Annotated in this window: 21 protein-coding genes and 1 tRNA gene; 17 read left to right on the top strand and 5 right to left on the bottom strand. The window is 48.7% G+C overall.

All coding sequences use genetic code 11. The features are described from left to right. The first annotated feature begins 243 nt into the window (after positions 1 to 243). Complete coding sequence (locus tag BZG75_RS08080) at positions 244 to 1,803, top strand: YjjI family glycine radical enzyme (RefSeq protein ID WP_077576665.1); 1,560 nt, start codon at positions 244 to 246, stop codon at positions 1,801 to 1,803. Beyond that, the gene (locus BZG75_RS08085) at positions 1,790 to 2,602 is read left to right on the top strand and encodes a 4Fe-4S cluster-binding domain-containing protein (protein ID WP_199878871.1); all 813 of its coding nucleotides are present in this window, start codon (positions 1,790 to 1,792) and stop codon (positions 2,600 to 2,602) included. The genes BZG75_RS08080 and BZG75_RS08085 overlap by 14 nt, the downstream gene beginning before the upstream one ends. A gap of 117 nt (positions 2,603 to 2,719) precedes the next feature. On the opposite strand, the gene BZG75_RS08090 is transcribed toward BZG75_RS08085, so the two are convergent. Further along, the gene (locus BZG75_RS08090) at positions 2,720 to 3,496 is read right to left on the bottom strand and encodes a MipA/OmpV family protein (protein WP_077576666.1); all 777 of its coding nucleotides are present in this window, start codon (positions 3,494 to 3,496) and stop codon (positions 2,720 to 2,722) included. 178 nt (positions 3,497 to 3,674) lie between these two features. On the opposite strand from BZG75_RS08090, the gene BZG75_RS08095 reads away from it, so the two are divergent. Next, positions 3,675 to 4,379, top strand: coding sequence for a response regulator (locus tag BZG75_RS08095; protein WP_077486929.1), 705 nt, complete (start codon positions 3,675 to 3,677; stop codon positions 4,377 to 4,379). Here BZG75_RS08095 and BZG75_RS08100 read toward each other — a convergent pair. Both BZG75_RS08100 and BZG75_RS08105 read right to left on the bottom strand, forming a co-directional pair. Beyond that, on the bottom strand, positions 4,352 to 5,311 hold the full coding sequence (locus BZG75_RS08100; RefSeq protein ID WP_077576667.1) for a hypothetical protein: 960 nt from the start codon (positions 5,309 to 5,311) through the stop codon (positions 4,352 to 4,354). The two genes, BZG75_RS08095 and BZG75_RS08100, sit on opposite strands and share 28 nt — an antisense overlap. 149 nt (positions 5,312 to 5,460) lie before the next feature. Continuing rightward, on the bottom strand, positions 5,461 to 6,153 hold the full coding sequence (locus BZG75_RS08105; RefSeq protein ID WP_077576668.1) for an outer membrane protein: 693 nt from the start codon (positions 6,151 to 6,153) through the stop codon (positions 5,461 to 5,463). 292 nt (positions 6,154 to 6,445) lie between these two features. On the opposite strand from BZG75_RS08105, the gene BZG75_RS08110 reads away from it, so the two are divergent. From BZG75_RS08110 to glpC, 6 genes are all read left to right on the top strand, one after another. After that, positions 6,446 to 7,732 (top strand): HAMP domain-containing histidine kinase, encoded by a 1,287-nt coding sequence (locus tag BZG75_RS08110; protein ID WP_077576669.1) that lies wholly within the window; start codon positions 6,446 to 6,448, stop codon positions 7,730 to 7,732. Between the two features lie 101 nt (positions 7,733 to 7,833). Continuing rightward, complete coding sequence (locus BZG75_RS08115; RefSeq protein WP_021023126.1) at positions 7,834 to 8,598, top strand: glucosaminidase domain-containing protein; 765 nt, start codon at positions 7,834 to 7,836, stop codon at positions 8,596 to 8,598. Between the two features lie 14 nt (positions 8,599 to 8,612). After that, a complete protein-coding gene (locus BZG75_RS08120) occupies positions 8,613 to 9,296 on the top strand; it encodes a YoaK family protein (RefSeq protein WP_077461241.1) in 684 nt (227 codons plus the stop codon). A 300-nt stretch (positions 9,297 to 9,596) separates the two neighbouring features. Continuing rightward, complete coding sequence (glpA, locus tag BZG75_RS08125; protein ID WP_077461242.1) at positions 9,597 to 11,288, top strand: anaerobic glycerol-3-phosphate dehydrogenase subunit A; 1,692 nt, start codon at positions 9,597 to 9,599, stop codon at positions 11,286 to 11,288. Then, on the top strand, positions 11,285 to 12,592 hold the full coding sequence (gene glpB / locus BZG75_RS08130) for a glycerol-3-phosphate dehydrogenase subunit GlpB (protein WP_077576670.1): 1,308 nt from the start codon (positions 11,285 to 11,287) through the stop codon (positions 12,590 to 12,592). Before glpA ends, glpB begins: the two co-directional genes overlap by 4 nt. Then, on the top strand, positions 12,586 to 13,839 hold the full coding sequence (glpC, locus tag BZG75_RS08135; RefSeq protein ID WP_077576671.1) for an anaerobic glycerol-3-phosphate dehydrogenase subunit GlpC: 1,254 nt from the start codon (positions 12,586 to 12,588) through the stop codon (positions 13,837 to 13,839). Before glpB ends, glpC begins: the two co-directional genes overlap by 7 nt. Positions 13,840 to 13,924: 85 nt before the next feature. On the opposite strand, the gene BZG75_RS08140 is transcribed toward glpC, so the two are convergent. Next, positions 13,925 to 15,598 (bottom strand): BCCT family transporter, encoded by a 1,674-nt coding sequence (locus BZG75_RS08140; protein WP_077576672.1) that lies wholly within the window; start codon positions 15,596 to 15,598, stop codon positions 13,925 to 13,927. Positions 15,599 to 15,794: 196 nt separating this feature from the next. On the opposite strand from BZG75_RS08140, the gene BZG75_RS08145 reads away from it, so the two are divergent. Continuing rightward, positions 15,795 to 16,268 carry a DUF3429 domain-containing protein gene (locus BZG75_RS08145; RefSeq protein ID WP_242413591.1) on the top strand — a complete coding sequence of 158 codons (474 nt, stop codon included), beginning with the start codon at positions 15,795 to 15,797 and terminating at the stop codon, positions 16,266 to 16,268. Between the two features lie 32 nt (positions 16,269 to 16,300). On the opposite strand, the gene BZG75_RS08150 is transcribed toward BZG75_RS08145, so the two are convergent. Beyond that, the gene (locus BZG75_RS08150; protein ID WP_077576673.1) at positions 16,301 to 16,741 is read right to left on the bottom strand and encodes a hypothetical protein; all 441 of its coding nucleotides are present in this window, start codon (positions 16,739 to 16,741) and stop codon (positions 16,301 to 16,303) included. A gap of 292 nt (positions 16,742 to 17,033) precedes the next feature. On the opposite strand from BZG75_RS08150, the gene BZG75_RS08155 reads away from it, so the two are divergent. The 7 genes from BZG75_RS08155 to BZG75_RS08185 all read left to right on the top strand — a co-directional run. After that, on the top strand, positions 17,034 to 18,074 hold the full coding sequence (locus tag BZG75_RS08155) for a substrate-binding domain-containing protein (protein ID WP_077461247.1): 1,041 nt from the start codon (positions 17,034 to 17,036) through the stop codon (positions 18,072 to 18,074). Between the two features lie 66 nt (positions 18,075 to 18,140). After that, the gene (gene pstC / locus BZG75_RS08160) at positions 18,141 to 19,523 is read left to right on the top strand and encodes a phosphate ABC transporter permease subunit PstC (protein ID WP_021023114.1); all 1,383 of its coding nucleotides are present in this window, start codon (positions 18,141 to 18,143) and stop codon (positions 19,521 to 19,523) included. Then, entirely contained in the window at positions 19,516 to 20,820 is a 1,305-nt protein-coding gene (gene pstA / locus BZG75_RS08165; protein WP_077576674.1) for a phosphate ABC transporter permease PstA, read from the top strand. The genes pstC and pstA overlap by 8 nt, the downstream gene beginning before the upstream one ends. A gap of 133 nt (positions 20,821 to 20,953) precedes the next feature. Beyond that, entirely contained in the window at positions 20,954 to 21,706 is a 753-nt protein-coding gene (gene pstB, locus BZG75_RS08170; RefSeq protein WP_443216191.1) for a phosphate ABC transporter ATP-binding protein PstB, read from the top strand. Between the two features lie 130 nt (positions 21,707 to 21,836). Next, positions 21,837 to 21,927 (top strand) — tRNA-Ser (locus tag BZG75_RS08175). Positions 21,928 to 22,413: 486 nt separating this feature from the next. Then, positions 22,414 to 23,103 (top strand): SH3 domain-containing protein, encoded by a 690-nt coding sequence (locus BZG75_RS08180; RefSeq protein WP_131825138.1) that lies wholly within the window; start codon positions 22,414 to 22,416, stop codon positions 23,101 to 23,103. 117 nt (positions 23,104 to 23,220) lie between these two features. Beyond that, the coding region (locus BZG75_RS08185; protein ID WP_199878873.1) for a hypothetical protein at positions 23,221 to 23,405 on the top strand (185 nt) is incomplete at its 3' end.

The raw sequence follows: 23,405 nt of genomic DNA on the forward strand, positions 1-23,405 counted from the left end.
AACTAAGCACCCGAGTACAGCGAAATGCACCGTAAACGATCTGATCTCCCACCCAGAATGGTTGCTGCTTGTGGTGATTGAATTTACGCGACCAGAACAAGCACAAGGTCACACGACACACGTGGAAGCATCACGTAAGAGGTAGCGGTTTCCCACCGTGTGGGCAAGCTAACATATTCTGAGAAAACAACCCTTTATCCTCATGTGGTTACTTTCAGAATTCAGTTCGCCAGGAGTTTCCGCATGACAGACGCTATGCACGCCATTGTGACCCATCCACACTTAACCCCATCGCAGAAAACGTTAGCGCTCGCTGCGCAAGCTGATGCTGCTTTACTCTACGTACCTTGCAGCCGAGAACTTACGGCAGCGATGGAGCAGGGTGTGATCGGCGATATGTTTGAGGGTCACGCTCCCTTTAAACCGCGTTATGTGTTGCCCGATTATGTCCGCTTTTTAAAACGCGGGTCGGAGTATTTGGCGTTAACGCCGGCAACCGATCTAGAGGATGCGCTTATGAAGCTCATGGTGCTGTACCATCATGTGCCTTCGGTGACCAATATCCCGGTGTTTTTGGGTTACCTCGATCAACTCCTGCTGCCATATTGCGAGGATGTGAGTGATGAACATTTGTATCAAGCGCTCAAGCGATTCTGGATCCAACTCGACAGAACACTGCCAGACGCATTTATGCATGCCAATATTGGCCCAGATGATAATCGTGTTTGTCGCATGATTTTGCGCATCGATGCAGAACTGCAGCAAGTTGCCCCCAACCTGACCTTGATGGTAGATCCGTCTCGTACCGCGCGCACCCTAGTTCGGCAGGCGACAGATAACATCATTGCCTGTAGCAAGCCACATATTGCTAACTGGCCGGTACACCAAGCCACATTTGGTGATGCAGAGGCTCACTGGCCCAATATGGGGATTGTGAGCTGCTACAACGCGCTACCGATTGGAGGCGGTGCGAACACCTTGGTACGCCTTAACTTAAAGAAAGTCGCAGAAGAAGCCAATGATCTCTCGACATTGCTCTCGCACACCTTGCCACATTACGGTGCATTGATGGTGGAGCTGATCGATGCACGCAGTCACTTCCTGCATCAAGAATCACACTTTTTTAATAGCTTTCTGGTGCAGGAAGGCTTAATTGATGAGAAAAAATTTGTACCCATGTTTGGCGTGTACGCGATGGCTGAAGCGGTCAATACCCTGATGGCACGCCAAGGTCTATGTGGCGAATATGGTCACGATGCAGCGGCGAATGAGATGGCACACGATATCACCAAAGCACTGAGTACGTTTGTAGCAGAGACGCCAGTGAAGTATGGCTGGCGTGGACGAGCGTTGCTGCATGCGCAAGGTGGGTTATCCATTGACCAAGGGACCACTCCGGGGGTGAGGATTCGTTACGGTTGTGAACCGGATCCTGTCACCCATTTACAGGCGCTTGCGCCGTTACATCCTTACTTTGAAGCGGGTGTGAGCGAGATCCTAACATTGGATGAAACCATAAAAAGCAATCCCGATGCATTAACCGATTTATGTTTAGGGGCGCTGCAATCCGGGCTGCGTGAATTCACCGCGAATACAGATGGGAATGATCTTGTGCGTATCACCGGCTATATGGTGAAAAAGTCCGAGATTGCCCAGTTTAAACAATCGGGCTCTCGGACCAACACCACGGTATTGGGCGCAGAAGCTTCTGATATGACGACAGTGACAGCACGGCAGCCGCGAGTTGTGAGTGCGGAGTTTCTCGCCGGCGCGCGTTGGACGGACACTCATGAGCCATCCTAAGCAGGAGAAAACATCGGGGTCAGTGGCTCGGGTGGCGAGTGTGTTGCCCTATTCCTGTGTCGATGGTCCCGGTAATCGGATGGTGTTTTTTCTGCAAGGTTGCCAATTTCGTTGTCCAGTGTGCCACAACCCTGAAACCATTGAACGTGACAGCGCAAGCTCATTCGATATGTCTTTGGCCGAGGCAGTGACGGCGATTTATCAACAACGGCACTTTATTCGTGGAATTACCGTCAGTGGTGGTGAGGCCAGTCTGCAATGGCGCTTTGTCCGCGCGCTTTTTCGCGCGGTCAAACAGCACCCTGAATTAGCCCACCTTACATGCTTGATCGATACTAACGGCAGTGTGTCATGTCAGCGTTGGCAGGCGTTGTCATCCTACATGGACGGTGCCATGGTGGATATGAAAGCATGGGGTAATGACGCGCATAGAGCCTTGACCGGACATTCACCCCGCCGTGTGCGTGATAGCCTAATTTGGCTGGCGCAGCAGGGAAAATTGCAGGAAGTGCGGCTGTTACTGGTCCCCGGGTATACCGACTGGCAAGCTAACCTGTCGTCACTCTGCGCCTATTTATATAATTTGCAGCAAATGCAATTGACGCAGGGAAATGTGTTTTCCGTGCGTTTAAATGGTTTTCATCGAGCAGGCGTGAAGGGCGATGCCAGCAACTGGCTAGAGGCAACACAAGCGCATCTTGATATCATAAAAGTCGCCTTGCAAACGGCAGGACTGCAAACCGTGACCATGCCACCACCTGAATTACTGCCTGCAATGGGGGACCAGCGAGACGTCTGAATCAGCGAGATAGCTAAACGTGTGTCGTCGTGTTCATTAAGCGAACTCCATGACGTGACAAGGCCTCCGGATGAAGCGGAGGCCTTATTGAGATAGTTCTGATCTTAGCTCGGGATCTTAAAAATGATAACTCATGGTCACTTGTGCATCCCACTGATTAGCGCTATCTACAATTGGCGAATCAGCAATGTCACTGCCCAAACGGGTGTATTGCGTACTTTGGCTGATATCCCAGTTTTCGCCCATTGGCATCACAAGCTTGTATCCTAAGTTGTAAGTAAAGCTGTTATCGCCTTTATAAGCCGAACGTTGCATGGTCGCTTCACTGTCTTTTACACCAAAATAATGATCAACATAATCATCACTTAGCCAGTTCACACCCGCGAATGGAACAAAGTCGATTTTACCAAAGTGTGTGATATGCATGTACTTCATGCCAGCGTTGAGACCGTCGTATTCGCCCGTGATATCGTGCCCTACAAATGTAGAAAGAACACCACCCATACCGGTATTGATATCCATATTAAAACCGCCATTGATCCCTGCATTACGATCTTTCATGCCAGCCAGGCTATCAGCGTCTTTGCTCTCGTAACCCTTTGATGCATGACCGATAAAAGCGTTGATATTCACACTGTCATCATTATTGCCGAAAAAACGGTAGTTAAGGCCATTTGTTAGATCAGCGTTGAAGTCTTCACCGCGATAGCCAAGGTTTAGGTTCAGATAGGTAGTGTCATCTTGGCTTTTGTAAAGATCACTTGTCGTGCTGATACCCACTTCAGCGACCGCTTGTCCTTCATGTGAGTAGATATTGCCGTTGCGGATATATGTGTCGCCCGCATAGGCTGCATTTGACGCGATCGCTGCGATAATAATAGCTAGTTTTTTCATGTGTTTTACCTTAAAAGTGTCTAACGCTCGGATTGGCAGTACTCTAAACGCAGCGATGCAATAAAAGTATCTTAAGTTGGTATGGAATTGTCTGGTGTTTGTAAACGAAATAATCGGTAGAAATTAGACTACAATTGAGGTAACCATAGGTAAGATAATCACGTTGTTATGAGTGAAAATGGAAGAAAAAATACATTTGTTTGTGGTTGAAGATGATCCGAAAATGCGCGAAATGCTGACAGACTACTTCGAGGCACAAAATTACACAGTAACGGCATTAGAGCAGGGGACGGGGGCGGCAGAACGCATTTTAGCGGATCAGCCTCATTTAGTCTTGCTGGATTTGATGCTGCCTGGCGATGATGGATTGACAATTTGTCGACAGATACGCAATGATTTTCACGGACTTATTATGATGTTAACCGCCAGTGATGACGACTTTGATCATGTCGCGGCACTGGAAATTGGCGCCGATGACTTTGTTAGTAAACCCATTAAACCAAGAGTACTGATGGCGCGAGTACGGATGTTATTGCGTCGTCAATCAGAAGTTACCCTGCCATCAACACCGTCAAGGCTGTTGCAATATGGTGGGCTTGTGCTTAATCAAGCGCGCCGACAGTGCCAGTTGGATGAACAAAGCATTACGTTAACGGAAAGTGAGTTTGACTTACTGTGGCAGCTCGCGTCACACCCCGATGCGGTTCAGTCTCGAGATACACTGACCAAAGCGCTACGGGGCATTGAATATGACGGTATCGACAGAACGGTAGACAATAAGATTGTTACACTGCGAAAAAAACTGATGGATGACGCGGCGAGCCCGCACCGTATTATCACGGTACGGGGGAAAGGTTACTTATTTGTTCCTGACACTTGGTAAGTTTGCTCTGACGTGACGACCCTTGTTTTGATCAACGCGTAGAGCGTAGGCGCATTTTCACCAAGGGTTTGTTTCCACGTCTCTGAGAGTTGGTCAAGTATGAGGCATAGCGCCAATCCCTTTTCATAAGACATTCTTCGTTCGAGTAAATGGTGATTGTTACTGCTAATGATCCAATTAAAATAGTCATTAAATGAGAGAACAGTGTCATTTGCGGCAGGAACAAACATTTCATCATAGTGTAGAAGAAAGGGTTTGAGCTCTACGTATGTTGCTGTTCCTTCCATTGTTTCACTGTTCGTCTCCGCGACGAGTTGGGGCCATTGCTGATAGCGTTTTTCTCTAATCGCAATCCACTCTCGCAGCGTGCTTTTTAATACGTTTTTGTCTGATAAATTGTCTAACGCTTGGTCAAGTAGCGTCATTTCGCGCGCGAGTAGCTGATAGTGTTCATGATTATGTGGGTATTGTTCGATAAATTCATTACCATTTTGATCATAATGCCATCTTTTTTGGTGATACAGGTGGAATGCTTCATGAGACATAAATTGTGAAAACGCTGCACCTTTATTGTCATTAATGAGGAAAGACCCTTCAGAATAATAAAACACTAATGCGTCTTTACCCTCAATCATTGTGTTTGTGAAGTTCGCAATAAATCGCCATAACAGCGTGCTTAGATCATACCAGCGTGTGCTGTAGAGGTTGCTAATGTTCTGGTATGGTGAGGTATCGACTTTTTTTAGCCAAACGCTATCGTAGTTGTCCGGTTTATTGACGATAAATATTGTGCTGTATATATTCCACTTTTTTTTACTCACCAATACTATAGGGTGATCCTGTAACACATACTGATTGTTCCATATGTCCTGAGGTGGAAAAGAAAATAATGCGTCTAATTCATTGAGCATAACGCGATCAACAAGCGCCATGTTTCGTTGGTTGCTAGGCGAATAAGTTGTTGATATAAAATAACAATATAAAACTATAACAAGTGTGGCAATGAGGGCTAATGTTCTGTTTAACATGACCGTATGACTAGTAGAACTAGACAGCCATGGTATGACTGCCTAGTAGAAGATTAAAAGTGATAGTTAAGGCCGAGATAGATTTGGTTTGACTTTTTGAAATCAAACTCGTCATCGTATTTGTTTTTATTGAGGCGTTGGTGTCTTAACCCTAACTCAACGTCTACATCTTCGTTTAAGTTAACACCTGCACCAATAAATGCGGCAGTCATTAGTCCAGATTTGGAGGTTTGACTTTTTTCGGTTTCGTAGCAATAGCTGCTATTACTGCATTCGGTTATCGCCTTATGCTTGAGCGTGTCTTTATAATGACCGACTTCCAATCCAGCAAAGCTATAAAGAGTAGCACTGATCGAATACTTATATTTTCCGCCTAGACCGAAGGTATCTATATGACGTTTGGTTTCTGAACGGTCTTTCAAGGACGTAAACGTAGAGCCTCCCAAATCATAAAAACCATACATGTCGATACTATGGCTGCCATGCTGATAAACGTTTTTCCCGATGTTGATCGATGTTGTTGACACTTTATCAAAGTCTGCACCTGACGGCGAGTCAGGATGACTGCTCCATCCTTCTGCTATGTCCCAATGCCTTATTTTCGGTGATTTGGCGTCTGTAAAAATAGTGTTGCCGTGTTTAAAACCGATAAAGTAACGATTTTCTGTATTTTCTTTTGCATTGACACTCATCGCAGAGGCTGATGACGTTAATGCTAAAATAACGAGCATTGAATGTGTTTTCATGATTTACACCCCTGATTGTTATAGGGCTGCAGGGTACTCAATATAAAGGGCGATGAATGTCACTTTTTTGTCTGTCTATGTCGACAAGTGGTCAATGGATGTCGCCATCAAGGTAATGCGCTGAAAAATACGGTTCAGGATCGTGACAAACCACCGACAGAAGTCGATGCGCAGATGATTTAGTATCATGATATCGTCTGGTTCTGCATAAGCATTATCTGCATGAGCACTATCTGGACAAGCAGCAAGGACTGTCTATTCATACTCATCATTCGCGTTTTAAGGTACGGGCATGCGCAGAATATATATTGAATTCTATGTGGGGTTAGTGGTTGTTTTTTTTATCACCATGACCTCTTTTTTTGTCTTTGAAGAGGGCGTGCTCGGTGATTATGACGCCATACTCGAACAAAGAAGAGCGGATGGCATTGTAGATATGCTCGATGCCATTGAAGCGACGTCTGGTACAGAGGCTGCCTTGCAGGTACTCCGAGGCTACGTTGACAAGGTCGAATTAGAGCTGGATGTGTACAACACGCACACTGTCCCGGCAACTGTTGCAACCTATTTTAACCAGCAAAGCCGTGACGCTGATGTCTTTTACGATGATGAAGACACGCTATGGCTCAAGCTATCGGATCATCAAACGTTTTACAGTATGCAAAATGCGCCAGACTCTGAGCTACATCAATCCGTTGCGTTTAATGAAGACTTGCTGGTTGTGTTTTTATTCGGCGGGTTTGCCATCTATAGCTTCTTTATGGTGTGGTTTTTAAGTCGTCGTGTCCGTGCGCTCGAGAAAACAGCACATCAGTTTGCAGACGGTAATCTTACCGCACGTGCGTCCACGCGGAGCCACCAGCGTGTTGGATCACTGAATCGCACCTTTAATCATATGGCCGATCGCATTGGTCATTTAGTTACGAGTAGCCGAGCATTAACCAATGCGGTGGCGCATGAATTGCGATCGCCGTTATTTCGAATTCAATGGCAAGCTGAATTGTTGGGAGAAAGCCAGTTAGATAGCAAGCAGCAAAAAAAAGTGGCGAGTATTATTGAAGACACTGATGAAATGACGTCACTGGTCGATGAGCTTCTGTATCTGGCCCGTGTTGATCATCCTAACACGCTATTTTCGCTGCAAACGCTCGATACGTCTGTGTGGATGAATGCACAATGGCCGCGTTGGCAAACGCTGAGCACTAAGTCCGTGAGTTTGGATGCACCACAAGATTTGCCCAGTGTTAAGGCCGACCCTCACCTGCTCAACCGAGTGATCACAAACTTAATCGGTAATGCGGAGAAGTATGCGACCAGTCAAATAGCCGTGCGTGTCTATTGTGAGGACACTCAGCTGGTGATCGCGGTACACGATGATGGTGAGGGGATCGAATCGTCACACTGGCCGTTTATTTTTGATGCCTTTTACAGTGCGGATCGTTCCCGCGATAAAAAGCGTTCCGGCTATGGTTTAGGGCTTGCGATCGTTAAACAAATTGTCACTCGTCACGGCGGCCATGTTGAGGTTGACCATAGTGATTTAGGTGGGGCGTGCTTTCGGGTGATTTTTCCCTGTTAAAATAGATGTGGCACTGCCAGTATAAAGTTGAGAGGGCGGTATTCGTCGCCAACGGGTATTTCGCGTATAATACCGCTCACATCGACAACATCAGGGGCATCATGAAACATCGTAACTTTGTCTTGATTGGCATGGCTATTGTTGCTGTGGCTATCACCATTTTGATCTCGCGTCAGCAGCCCAAAGCTCCCCTTGTTCCTGATTTCCAATCTTTTGCCGCGGGGGCAGAGCGCAAGCAGGCATTTTTTGATTACTTCACGCCCGTTGTCAATACGATAAATAGCCAAATACGGGCCGATCGTACCGCATTGTTGGCATGGCACGCGCGTAAAAATGCGTTAAGTAGCCGAGAAACAAAACGCGTCCAAGCGCTGGCGAATCAGTACGAGTTAGCAGACTTTGATGTTAGCCAGGAAGCAAATTGGATGGCGCTGATCCAACGAGTGGATATCATTCCGCCGTCGCTGGTGTTAGCGCAGGCAGCCAATGAGAGTGCGTGGGGCACCTCACGGTTTGCACGTGAAGGCAATAACTACTTTGGGCAGTGGTGTTTCAGCAAAGGCTGTGGTCTGGTGCCTAAGCAGCGAACGGAAGGCAAAACCCATGAAGTGGCTGCGTTTGAAGGGCCACAAGCCTCGGTAGAAAGCTATATCAACAACCTTAATACCCATGCCGCATATCAAGGACTACGCGAGATCCGCGCCCGTCTGCGAGAGCAAAACAAAACGCTTTCAGGCGCGGTGCTCGCCAATGGGTTAGGGCGCTACTCTGAGCGTGGGCAGGCCTATGTGGAAGAGTTGCAAGCGATGATCCGTCATAACCAACTCGATAGGCTCGACCCGCCAGCATCGTCACCGACTAACTAACGCAAGGAAAGCCAATGATTACCCGTTTGCCTCGGTGGGTTGAATCCGGGGCGTTCGTGTTGGCGCTGATCGCCGGCACCATCAATGCGATCGGTCTGTTGGGCTTTGAACACCAAGCCGTCTCACACGTGTCAGGCACTGCGACGCAATTTGGCTCGGGGCTGTTTGCGGGCCAGTGGATGCACGTTGTTCAGCTGGGTGGCTTATTGTTGGCCTTTTTCCTTGGTGCTGCGGTGTCCGGCTGCTTATTGCATGGCAGCACGCTAAAGCTGGGCCGCCATTATGACTCGGCACTCTTTGTTGAAGCCGGGTTAATTGTGGTGGCGTTTTATTTTTTGTCCCGCGGCATTGCCATTGGTCAACTGGCGGCATCGGCGGCTTGTGGCCTGCAAAATGCGATGGCGACCACCTATAGTGGTGCGATTGTACGCTCAACCCATTTAACCGGTATTATCACCGATTTAGGCTTAATGTTGGGCGGCAAGCTGCGCGGTAACCGCGTTGATAAGCGTAAACTGATGCTGTTTTTACTGATTGCGTCGGGGTTTATTGTCGGCGGCGTGGTAGGGGCGGCGCTATTTGCGCATTTCCACTTTACGGCCTTGTTGTTTCCGGCGGGATTATGCTTCGTGGTGGCACTGTGTTATCGCGCCACCATGACTCGACAACATTTGAGATCGGGCAATAATAGCCAATAAATACACAATGTATTAACAATGCGCGTTTTCGAGCATGGCGTCTTTGTCTTCTTTGTCTTCTTTTTCACGACCATGCTATCCCTAGGTGTTTTCCTCAAATGGCGGATAAACGCGGCCTGATTTCTTGTAGTACCCATTTGCCGTGTCACCATTCGCGCGCTATCCGCCACGCAAAAGTTTGTCCTAAATCAAACAAGCCGCAGTTTCCTTTTCGCTTTCGCGCATAGTGTGATGTTGTCGCCGTCATTGTTGCACGGGAAATGCCACACTCTGGTTACGATAAAGTAACAAGGAGGCCCCATGCCAACTCGCCATTATATTGAAACGGATGTGGTCATCATTGGTGGCGGTGCGACCGGCACTGGCATCATGCGCGATTGTGCGCTTCGCGGCATCTCGTGCATTTTGCTCGAACGTGACGATATTGCGGCAGGCACTTCGGGTCGCAACCATGGGTTGTTGCACTCTGGGGCTCGTTACGCGGTCACGGATACCGAATCGGCACGCGAATGCATCCAAGAAAACACCATTCTTAAATCTGTGGCGCGTCATTGCGTGGAAGATACCAAGGGGCTGTTTATTACCTTGCCGGAAGACGATCTGGCCTACCAAGATACCTTTATCGCCAGTTGTGATAAAGCCGGTATTCCGACACGAAAACTCACACCGCATGAGGCGCTCGCTCTAGAGCCCAATGCTAACCCGGCCATGATAGGCGCCGTGCAAGTGCCCGATGGCACGGTTGACCCCTTTCGTTTGTGTGCGGCAAATGTGTTAGACGGTAAAGAGCATGGCGGCAAGGTATTTAATCATACCCAAGTCACTGGATTAATTCGCCAAGGCGCGACGGTACAAGGGGTTCATTGTATCCACACTCTTACGGGTGAGCGCTTTTCGATTATGGCCCAGCAAGTGATCAATGCGGCAGGGATTTGGGGCCAGACTATCTGTGAGTATGCCGATCTCAACATCAAAATGTTTCCTGCCAAGGGCTCATTGCTGATCCTCGATTACCGCATTAATAATCGAGTGATCAACCGCTGTCGCAAACCGGCCGACGCCGACATCTTGGTGCCCGGTGACACCATTTCCTTAATCGGTACCACCTCTGAGCATATTGAGTACGACCAAATTGATAAGTTGGCGGTGACGCCACAAGAAGTGGATGTGCTGATGCGCGAGGGCGCCAAGCTGGCTCCCATCATGGCCAATACTCGGGTGTTACGGGCTTATGCAGGCGTACGTCCATTGGTCTCGGTGGACGATGATGGCAGTGGTCGTAATATTAGCCGCGGCATCGTGTTGCTTGACCACCAAGCGCGCGATGGCCTTGACGGTTTGATCACCATTACCGGTGGCAAACTCATGACCTATCGACTGATGGCCGAGCAAGCCACAGATTTGGTGGCTGAAAAACTGGGTAACCGCAATGTCTGCCAAACCGCGACACGGCCGCTACCGGGCTCTGAGCCCTCCAAAGGGATCAGCAAAGCCAGTGCAAGCTTGGTCAAACCCGTCTATCAATCCGCCTATTATCGCCATGGCGAACGCGTCAGCCATTTCTTGGATGAAAGTGACGACAGCCAAGCGGTGATTTGCGAATGCGAAATGGTGACCAAAGGCGAGGTGAATTACGCCATTCAATCGTTGGATGCAAAAAACATCACTGATTTACGCCGTCGCACCCGTCTTGGAATGGGGCCGTGTCAGGGCGAGTTGTGCAGTTATCGCGCCGCCAGCTTATTCAGTGAGTGCGGAGGATTAGATGGGCAAGCGAGTGCTGGGCTGCTGGTGGACTTTCTTGAAGAGCGCTGGAAGGGCGTCAAGCCTATCTTCTGGGGGGACGCTTTACGCGAAGCCGAATTTAGTTACTGGATTTATCAAGGATTATTTGGCGCCGGTGATGTGCCTAAGTCGTCGAGCGAGGAGTCAAAAACGGAAATGAATGAGCAAGTGTCCACTCAAGCTGTCGATCAGGAGGTCTCACAATGATTCACTATGATATTGCGGTGATTGGCGGTGGCATTGCTGGGTATACGGCAGCGATACGTGCATTGGAAGCCGGCAAAAAAACGGTAATGATCAGTGCGGGACAAAGTGCACTGCATTTTTCCTCGGGTTCAATTGATGTACTGGGCCATTTTCCTAATGGTGAGCCGGTTACCCAACCGTTTGAGGCGATTCCCAAATTGGTCCGCCAGCACCCTGAGCACCCTTATGCCAAGGTGAGCCTTGATGAGATCACCGATTCGTTAACCTGGTTCCAACAGCAACTCAGTGCGCAAAAAGTATGTTTGTATCACCAAGAAGACAACGCCAATCATGGCCGGATCACGCCGCTGGGCACCGTGCGTCCGACGTGGTTATCGCAAGGGCACGTGTATCAACATCGTGGCCCGCGCCGTTTTTCGGGTCTCTGTTTTGCCGCCATTGACGGCTATCGCGATGCGCAACCGACGTTAGCCAAAGACACCATTACCGCGCAGCGTGATTTTGCCTCCTGCCCGAGTCGTACCATGACGCTTTCGATTCCTGGTGCGGAGCGTCTGCGCCGTAACCGCAATGAATTGCGCTCGGTTGATCTGTCACGCTTACTGGCCGAGCCTAACGCCTTTGACAGCCTGTGCGAGCAGTTAATCGCGCAATCTGGACCGGATGAGCTCGTGATTTTGCCTGCTATTATTGCCAACGTCGCGGGCGAGCAGGGCATGGATGCACTTAAACAGCGCACCGATCGTTGCTTCCATGAAGTGCCCACCATGCCGCCTTCGTTACTCGGGATTCGAATAGAAGAGGCCCTGCAGCGCGCGTTTGCCAGCGCAGGTGGCATGTTGCTGCGCGGTGATCAAGTTACCAGCGGCGAGTTTGACGACAGTGGCCGCCTCACCGCATTACATACCCGTCAGTTAGAGGATATTCCGTTAACCGCAGAGGCAGTGATCTTGGCGACGGGAAGCTATTTTAGCCGCGGCTTGAATGCGGATCGCACCCAAGTTAGCGAGCCAACACTGGGGTTAGATATGGTACAAAGCCCTGACCGCAGCGAATGGCGCAATGACGACTTTTTCAGCCAGAAAAGTCATCCTTTTATGGCCTTCGGTATTAACACCGATAACCAACTGCGGCCTACCGCGCGCGGAAAACGTTGTCAAAACGTGTTTGTATGTGGGGCAGTACTCAGTGGTTACGACCCCGTCTTTGAAGGTTGCGGCGGAGGCGTTGCGGTTGCAACAGGCTACGCCGCGGCACAACGAGCACTTGCCGTGATGGCAAACGCTAAGGAGGCCATATGTTAACTGAATGGCTTAAACAGCGAGAATATCGCGACCATGCACCGCAGCCCACCAGTTTTGACCAGTGTATCAAGTGTACCGTCTGCACTGTGTACTGCCCCGTGTCGAAAGTGAATCCGGCGTATCCGGGCCCCAAAGAGTGTGGGCCGGACGGCGAGCGTCTGCGGATTAAAAATCCAGAGTATTATGACGACCTACTCAAACTATGCACCAACTGCAAACGCTGCGAAACCGCCTGTCCCTCTGGGGTAAAAATTGGTGATATCATTGCCGTCGCTCGGGGTAAACATGGCGAGAAAAACATCAATCCTAAGTTGATGCGTGATTACGTGCTCAGCCACACTGATTTATTTGGTACCTTGGCGAACCCGGTGGCACCGATTGTGAATGCGATGACGGATCTAAAACCGGTAAAAGCGGTGATGCATGCCACCATTGGGGTAGATAAACATAAATCCTTGCCTAAGTATTCTTTTGGTACCTTCCGCCGCTGGATGAAAAGCCAAACGGCGGCACAAGCTGAATACCCCAAACAAGTCAGCTATTTTCACGGTTGTTATGTGAATTTTAACAATCCGCAGCTCGGCAAAGACTTGGTCACAGTAATGAATGCGATGGGCTATGGCGTTCAGCTATTAGAGAAACACAAATGCTGTGGTGTCCCCTTAATTGCTAACGGTTTTTATGATAAAGCAAGACGTAATGCCACCGCCAATACCGCGATGATTGCCGATTCTGTTGCCGACGAGCGCCCAGTGATCGCGACGTCATCATCGTGTGCGCTGACACTCAAAGAAGAATATCCGCATGTATTGGGCGTCGACAATCAGCATGTGGCAGGACAAATTAGCTTCGTGACCCGTTTTTTACTCAAAGCGGCAATGAATGGCGAGATGCCCAAGCTAAAACCCGTCAATAAACGGGTGGTGTATCACACCCCTTGTCACTTGGAGCGCAGTGGCAATGCGATGTTCACCATTGAGCTATTGCGGATGATCCCCGGGCTAGAGGTGATTGTGCTCGATAGCGAGTGTTGTGGTTTGGCAGGCACCTATGGCTTTAAAACCGAGAACTATCAAACCTCGATTGCCATCGGTAGTGGTTTGTTTGCTCAGATTAAAGCTGCAGAAGCCGACTTTGCTATCACTGATTGTGAAACCTGCAAATGGCAAATTGAAGAGAACACACCGTTGGAAGCCTTGCATCCGGTCAGTGTGCTGGCGATGGCCGTCGATGGTACCAACCCATAAAAGCGACGACGACCTCGAATAAGACGACCTTGAATAAAAAGCGCCACCGTATGAGGTGGCGCTTTCGTTGGTCAGTGAAACCGGTCTAGTGATTCGCTTGTGATGGCGTCGAGGCGGTGGGCTTGCCAACCGGCTCTGCCAGTAAAGACTTCATCACACTGATGGTCATTAAGATCACCAATACACTGATAGGTAATGCAGTCACCATGTTGGCCGTTTGTAAGGCTCTTAAGCCGCCTGCGACCAAAAGCACCGCGGCGACGGCGCCGATCATGGTGCCCCAGAAAACACGGAAGCGTTTCGGCGGATCATCATTGCCCATCGACAGAATGGTGGTGAGCACCAAGGTGCTGGAATCGGACGAGGTAATAAACCAGCTAAACAGCAAAAAGATCATCATGGCGTTCAGTATCCAACCCCAGATACCGCCGCCGGTAATGCCATCGGCTGTGGCGAACAATGCCGCAGGCAAGTCCCAGCCATTCACCAAATCAATGATTCCCGCTGTACCGACACCCGTCTCAGCAACAAGCTCTTGATGCAACGCATTGCCGCCAAAAATGGCCAACCAGGCAAAAATCATCAGCGTTGGCGCGCAAAGCACACAAACCACAAACTCACGCAGGGTACGTCCGCGAGAAATGCGGGCAATAAATAAGCCAATAAAGGGCGCCCAGCCAATCCACCAACCCCAGTAGAAAATGGTCCAGGCATTTTGCCATGCGGCTGGGCCTGGTGTTTCAGGAAACCACAGTCCCATCGGGATAAAACCGACCAAATAGTCACTGAGTGAAGCACCAAAGACGTGGATTAACCAGGTAGTTGGCCCACCAAATAAGAAGTAGGCGATCACCAATGCCGAGACGATAATGTTCCACTCGGAAATAATGCGGATCCCTTTGCCGACGCCAGACAGAGACGACATGATTGAGGCCACAGAAATCAAAACGATCAGGATAACCTGAGTCATGACACCCGGGTCGACGCCAAATAAGCGATCGAGCCCCACCGCGATCTGACTGACACCTAACCCGAGCGAGGTAGCGACACCGAATACGCAGCCCAGGACACCCAAGATGTCGGTGATATGACCAATGGGGCCGTAGATCCGATCGCCAATCAGCGGATAAATGGTGGATCGCAGCGCGAGCGGCAGTTTTTTACGGAACGAGAAATACGCCAGCGCGAGGCCAACAATGACGTACACGGCCCAGCCATGAAAGCCCCAGTGAAAGTAAGTAACACGCAGAGCAGCGGCCGCGCGATCAAATCCCATGGTGGTTGCGCCTGCCATATCAGCATATGGGTTGTTGGGGTAGCCGAACGCACCACTTGTATCAAAGTAGAGCGTGGGTTCGGCTACCCCAAAAAACAATATGCCAACACCGACACCGGCGGAAAATAACATCGATAGCCACGAAAAAGTACTAAATTCGGGGCGATCGTCGTCGTCACCCAGACGAATACTACCAAAACGGGTGACTGCAATAATGAAGCTGGCGGCCAATAAGAGAACAAGCACCAACATGTAATACCAACCGAACGTAGACTCTACCCATCCGCGAGCAGCAGCAAACACACTGGCTGCTAGGTGAGTGTTAAACCCGGTAAAAAAAACGAAGACGAAAACCAGAAGGGTAGCGGCGATCATCATATTTTTATGAACGCCCTTAAACGGCCCCGTTTGGGTGACGCAATCGGCAAACGGATGCTGCAATGTGCTGGCATTGCTCGCATCCGACGTACTTCGTGCTGACATGAGTAACTCCTTTTTAAACAACAAAACGCGCAACAATTTACGCAAGGTGCGTTTTCTTTGCAAAAAAAAGAGGCTTTTATCACGGTAGTGAAGTATAAAGTGATGAGAAAAGCAGCAAACCGACACGGGCTATCAGCCATCATGGCAGTGATACCGTATAAACTGGCTGAACTGGTTTATGAGTAGGAGTAAAACAATGCCCCAACCCGATGTTCGTTCATTGTCAGCGGATCGCACCATGTTGAATTTAGGCTATCTTGGCCTATTACCGTTCGCGGGGGCCCTCGTGGTCAGTTGGACTGGGTTGACAGTTTTTGGCTTAGCTGGCGAACAATTGTTTATTACCTACAGTGCCGTGATTTTAAGCTTTCTATCCGGCGTGTTGTGGGGGAACGGCCTGGATAACACATCGCCTACATTGAGTCGGTATGCGTTGGTACTCAGTAATGTGTTCGCCTTGCTTGCATGGGGCGCATTGGTCAAAGGGGCGACACCTCTATCCTTGACCGTAAGCGTGCTTACGGCAGGTTACTTTTTAGTGTGGCTTACCGAACGGTGGGTTCGACATCGTCAACAGAAAAACGATCAGCCAGCGGGGTACCAAACGATGCGCGATCGGCTCACCTTGAGTGTGGTAGCTTTTCATGGTTTGTTACCCGTAATTGCATAACAACAAAAAATGCGCCTAAGTGGCGCATTTTTTTATCGAAATAAATACAGAGAGAGAAAGTAATTCACATTTTGGTTGATAGCACGCAAAACGGCAGCAAGCCCGGCGTCGCTGTTTTCGGTCACATCCCAGGGAATGAATTTGCCGTAGCTTGGCAATGGCAGGCCCGATTGTACCGATGCGGGATTCAGAGCAATTAAATAATCGACATAGTCGAGTGTCAGTGCATCCAATGGCGCTGGCGCCAGATCGTAAGTCGATATTTGAAACTGGATCAGCGCTTGTGCGGCCTTATCGGTGCTCATGGTTTGCGTTGTGTGATAACAGTGCACATCAAAAAAACTATTGGCTTTGCTTTTCATCATTGCGGCTGCCATTAACGACGCGCCGTATTTTCCATCACACAAAAAGAGTACCAATGGCTTGGTATCCGTGTTCAACCGTGTGTCCTCATTGTGGTTAGCATCTGTCATTGCCTTCTTTATCCAAATTGTTCGCAGCTAACATCTCAATGGTGATGTTATCTCGCTGCTATGCTATCGATGTTTCATCTATCCTAGTCACTTCCGCGCGCAGCGCTAGCGCACCTTGAGCAACTTTTGAGTGTGCTACCAATGCCTCTGGCTGTCATCAAACCTTCATCATTGCATAAAGGAACTGTCACTTTGTGCGCTTAATGTGTCTCCTCGTTAACCGAGTTCTTCGTTATGTGTAGATAAATTGATTTACACAGCACTAACTTAAATAATCGACTTGGAGGTTGATGTGAAACTTAAAGCTCTCTTTGCAGCGACGACAGTATCAATGGCCGTGCTGGCCTCAGGTAGCGCAACGGCTGCAAGCCGTGACTACATTAGCATCGTTGGCTCTTCTACTGTTTACCCTTTTGCTACTGTTGTTGCTGAGCGCTTCGGTCGCACGTCGCAATATTCAGTACCCAAAATCGAATCGACTGGCTCAGGCGGTGGACTTAAGTTGTTCTGTGCGGGCGTCGGTGAAAACACCCCAGATGTGACTAACGCATCACGTAAAATCAAAAGCTCGGAAATTGAACGCTGTCAGTCAAATGGCGTCGACGAGATTGTCGAAATCAAAGTCGGTTATGACGGTATCGCTATCGCAAACTCGAAAGTATCGCAACAGTATGATCTCACCCTAAAAGATATCTACACCGCACTCGCTAAAACCGTCCCAGACGCTAACGGCAACTTTATCGACAACCCCAATGACACGTGGAAAGACGTGAACCCATCACTGCCTAACACCAAAATCGAGGTGCTAGGTCCACCACCAACATCAGGGACACGTGATGCGTTTGTTGAGCTAGCCATGGAAGCGGGCTGCTCCGAGTATCCCGAAGTCGCAGCACTTGAAGACAGTAACGAAGACAAATTCAAAGCGATTTGTCACGGCATGCGCGAAGACGGTGCTTTCATCGAAGCCGGTGAGAACGATAACTTGATCGTGCAAAAGCTTGAAGCAAACCCAGATGCGCTTGGCATCTTCGGTTACAGCTTTCTTGAGCAAAACGCAGACAAAGTACAAGGCTCTAAAATCTCGGGTGTTCTGCCAACATTTGATGCCATTGGTACCGGCGAGTATCCCGTATCACGTTCACTGTATTTCTACGTTAAAAAGGCGCATGAGAACGTGATTCCTGGCCTGACCGATTATGTGAAAGCGTTCACCTCAGAAGAAGCAATGGGCAGCATGGGATATCTCGCTGACCGTGGCCTTATTCCACTGGGTGAAAACGAGTGGCAACAAGTACGCAGTGCTGCCGTCGATTTAAAACCAAACTTGTAAGCGCATTGTGAATACGAAAGGGTGGTACGTGTCACGTACCCCCTTTATTCGTGTTCAGGAGGAACAATGACAACACCCATGCTGATGACCGTGATTGCTATTATTGCAATTTCCGGCTTTTTTATTGCTCGAACGCGTTCTATTAAGCTTGCCAACATGGCTGGTGGCTTGAGCAAACTGCATTCTCGACCTAACTATTACGGCTCATATGTCGCCATTTTGGCGGCGATTCCGGCACTGGTTCTTTTATTGTTGTGGCAAGCGGTAGAACCGAACTTGATCCACAGTTTGGTGATGGCACAAATTTCCGATACGTACGTCACGCAGTTCGGCAATGCGGATTTGTTATACAGTCAAATCGGTAATATTGCTCGTGGCATCACCCAAACTGACGATGCTGTCTTGTTGGCTGCGGCGGACCATTATCAAACCCTGAACCATTTAGGGACCACATTACGATTCACCGCAATGACTGCACTTGCGTTGGCGGGATTAGCCTTTGGCTGGCGCTCGCTACGACTGCGTTTACGTGCCCGCAACCGGGTCGAAAACGTTATGCAGGGCTTTTTATTGTTCTGCTCAACCCTCGCAATCTTAACCACATTCGGCATTGTGCTCTCGGTGTTGTTTGAAGCGATGCGATTTTTCCAAATGATCCCCGTGACCGAGTTCATCTTTGGCACCGAATGGTCGCCACAGATTGCACTGCGTGCAGATCAACAAGCCTCAAGTGGTTCTTTTGGTGCGATCCCGCTATTTACCGGCACTTTGATGATTTCATTCATCGCCATGTGTATCGCGGCACCGGTTGGGTTAATGAGTGCCATTTATTTGGCTGAATACGCGTCGCCCCGTGTTCGTGGCATTGTTAAGCCTATTTTAGAGATCCTTGCGGGGATCCCGACAGTGGTTTACGGCTTTTTCGCAGCGTTAGTTGCGGCGCCATTTATTCGTGATGTGGCTCATGCGATCGGCTTTACCAGTGCATCGTCAGAAAGTGCACTCGCAGCTGGTGCGGTGATGGGCATTATGATCATTCCGTTTGTCTCCTCGCTGTCCGATGATGTGATATCCGCCGTGCCTCAGTCACTGCGTGATGGTTCATTAGGGCTAGGCGCTACCCCCTCTGAAACCGTGCGTCAGGTTGTGATTCCTGCCGCGTTACCAGGCATTGTCGGTGGTTTATTGCTGGCGGTATCACGCGCAATTGGTGAAACCATGATCGTGGTGATGGCGGCGGGATTATCGTCTAACTTAACGGCGAACCCCTTGGAATCGGTGACCACAGTCACGGTTCAAATCGTGACATTGTTGGTCGGTGACCAAGAGTTCGATAGCCCTAAAACGTTGGCTGCATTTGCTTTGGGTCTCACGCTGTTTGTTGTGACGCTAGCGCTCAACTTCGTGGCGCTACGCATCGTGAAAAAATATCGAGAACAATATGACTGATAAAATCGAAAAAATTGCGCAAGAGAAGCGTGCTAGGGTAAAAGCAGGCCTTGCGAAACGTCGCGGAAAAGAAAAGCGTTTCCGTTGGTATGGTATGACATCGATTTTTCTCGCTTTCACCTTTTTGGTATTGCTGATTGGGTCGATTGTCTCTCAAGGGTATACGGCGTTTTACACCACCGAAATCCGTTTAACGGTTGATCTCAGTGAGCAAAGCTTGGGCATTGAGGGAAAACCACTGAACGATGAAACATTGGAGTACCTCAGTTATCGTTCGGTATTGGCGAAGGCCATATTTAATGCGATGCCAGAGGTGACCTCGCGGGGCGATAAACGTGATCTATTTCGCTTTATCTCTACGGGCGCGGAATACGATTTGCGTGACCGCGTTGCCGCAAACCCCGATCTGGTCGGACAAAAGATTGAGATTTGGGCATTGGCGGGTGATAACGTCAACCAATTTAACAAAGGCAACATCGACGGCAAACTCCCAGAGTCAAATCGTCAGTTTAAAGACAAGCACATAAACTGGTTTAACCAGCTAGAAGATGATAATCGCGTGCGCACCGTGTTCAACACGCGCTTCTTCACCAATGGTGATAGCCGTGATGCTGAATTAGCGGGCATTTGGGGCGCGACTGTTGGGTCTTTCTACACCTTGTTGGTAACACTGGCGTTGAGTTTCCCGATTGGTGTAGCAGCCGCGATTTACTTGGAAGAATTTGCGCCACGTAATCGCATTACCGAAATTATTGAAATTAACATTAACAACTTAGCAGCCGTCCCCTCGATTGTGTTTGGCTTGCTGGGTCTGGCTGTTTTCTTGAACTTTGCTGATCTGCCACGCTCGGCGCCAGTCGTTGGTGGTTTAGTGCTCACGCTCATGACATTACCGACGATTATTATATCGAGTCGTTCGGCGATTAAAGCGGTTCCGCCCTCGGTCCGTGATGCGGCTTTGGGTGTAGGTGCATCTAAGATGCAAATGGTGCTTCACCACGTCTTGCCATTGGCGATGCCAGGCATGTTAACCGGTACCATTATCGGGATGGCACAAGCACTCGGAGAAACGGCACCGCTACTGATGATCGGGATGATCGCGTTTATCGTTGATGTGCCATCCGGTCCGCTCGATGCGGCCACAGCGTTACCCGTGCAAATCTATTTATGGGCAGAGAATCCTGAAAAGGGCTTTGTCGAAAATACCTCAGGCGCAATCATGGTACTGCTGGCATTCTTAGCCTTTATGAATGCCTGTGCGGTGATTATGCGTAAGCGTCTCGAGCGACGCTGGTAAGTCGGGAGAGAAAATCATGACGACGACAACAATGAACAACCTAACCATGACTGAAGATGTAGTAGAAGCCGCACCACAAAGCACACAGGCACCGAATGAAACCTGTGGCATTCCGTTTGTTGATATGCCACGCATGACAGCACGAAATGTGTTCGTTAATTATGACAACGGATCTAAGCCGGCGATTAAAAATGTGAGCCTTGATATCGGCGAGAAAGAAGTGCTTGCGATGATTGGGCCATCAGGCTGTGGTAAATCGACATTCTTGCGTTGCTTAAATCGTATGAATGATACGATCCCGGGCTGTGAGGTGACGGGGGACATCATTTTGGGAGACACTGACATTTACCACCGCGAGAGTGAAATTGTCGAATTGCGCTCACAAGTCGGTATGGTGTTCCAACGTCCTAATCCGTTTCCTAAATCCGTGTATGACAACGTTGCTTATGGGCCGCGTATTCACGGCTTGGTCGACAGTAAAACTGACTTGGATGAGCTGGTGGAGCAATCGCTGACACGCGCCGGTTTGTGGAATGAGGTTAAAGATCGCCTGGATCAGCCGGCAACCGGCTTGTCTGGTGGTCAGCAACAGCGACTTTGTATTGCACGTACTATTGCGGTCGCACCGGAAGTTATTTTGATGGATGAGCCGTGTTCAGCCCTCGATCCGATTGCCACTGGGGTGATTGAAGAGCTGATCTCGGATTTGAAGAAGAACTTCAGCATTGTGATTGTGACGCATTCCATGCAGCAAGCAGCTCGTGTGTCCGATCGCACCGCTTATTTCCATCTTGGTAGCTTGGTCGAAGTTAACACAACACAAAAAGTGTTTAATGATCCTGAGCATAAGCTGACGTCTGACTATATCAATGGTCGTTTTGGTTAAATAAGCAACGGGGTGGCAGAGGGGAAACCTATTCAAATAGGTGTTTGCTGATAATTTCAGCACTTAAGCGCGAGAAAGTAAAAACACACTTTACATCGCACTGAGTAGCCTCTACTATACGCCCCGTTCCGGAGAGATGGCTGAGTGGTTGAAAGCACCGGTCTTGAAAACCGGCAAGGGTTAATAGCCCTTCTAGGGTTCAAATCCCTATCTCTCCGCCACATACTAAAAAGCCGCTGCTCAGTCAGCGGCTTTTTTGCATTTACTCCCCCGCAAACTCCCAAACTCTGACCTCACCAACATTTTAGGCGATTCTGTCTAAACAGCTATTCTGCACTCTGGTACGCTAACCCTTATATTTATGTCCCTTACATGGCCTTTTGGACGCCGCCAACCGAAGGGCGGTAGCGTGGAACGCAACAAAAGCACCCACATGGATGCACGCTTTCTCATGACTGATTCACACTTTCCCTAGGCGAAAAAATAAAAAGCACGAATAATCAATCGGTTAAAAGTACAAGCGCGGGGATAATGTGAATACCTCAACCGGGATAGGCGGCATGCACACTATCACCGAAGAGAGCTTGATGAGAGAGATGGAAAAACAACATGCGTATCATGAGGTTATGGATAAAACAGGGCGTATAACGATTTTGACAAATTGAGCACGCACACTAATACAATGTTAGGTTTCCAGAGAGGCAGATTTGAAACAACTGATAATATTCTTCTTTACGACCTTTTTTTCTTTGAGTGTTTTAGCAACAACAATCGCTCAAACAACAGCATCCTCATTAAATGTAAGATCAGAGCCAAATGGAAAAGCACTGTTTTCTTTGCCGCAAAACTCAATCGTAGGCGTGATACGTGTGCAAGGGAGCTGGGCAATGATTATGCATCTGCCTGGGAATGATCCCAGCAAAGCCAGATATGGTTGGGTAAGTAGCGCCTACCTTAAAGTTGTTAACTCCGGAAATCGTTCAGGAACATCACAATCTTATGGTGTGTCTGGTGACGATTGCGAATATGAGTATGACTCAAATGCACAGGTATGTGTCACAGCAACTGATGCAGATATCGATTGTAGAGAATCTTATGATGGTTCCTATTATCGTAGTTGTGAAATAGAAGTCGAATACGATCTTTCAACAGACTACGAGGGCGATGACTACCTTGATGTGGATGTTGAGTGTGAAGTAGAAATCGAATACAAGAAAAAAGATAGCTATTCGTGGAGTACAGATTCAGATAGCGAATCAGATAGTCATTCGCTTTATTCATATGGTTCAGAATCTGGTGATATGGATTTTGACTTTTCGTTTAGCTCGTACCAAGAAGTTATTAACGTAAAAATCGACTCTATAGAATGTGAGATCAATAGCGTCTACAAGTGGTAAACCTAACAAGTCAATTAACTTCGCGCCTACGGCGCCGGACAGCCAAATGCACGGCTTCGCCGATGGCTGCCGGTTATTAAAGCGTTAACTTTATTCAGCTAAGGAGAAAGTAAGTTAGTGAAGACGGTTTATATATTAGGAGCTGGATTTTCAGTAGAGGCAGGAGCACCAACTCAAGCCGCGATTATGAAAGAAGCATTTAGGCTTCGCGAACAAGATCCAACTTATTTTAATGAAAGTAAATTTAATATTTTTGAAAATTTTCTTAAAGAACAGATGAATATATCAGCAAACTCTTATCA

It is taken from the genome of Salinivibrio sp. AR640 (assembly GCF_001995405.1).
GTDB classification, from domain to species: Bacteria; Pseudomonadota; Gammaproteobacteria; order Enterobacterales; family Vibrionaceae; genus Salinivibrio; species Salinivibrio costicola.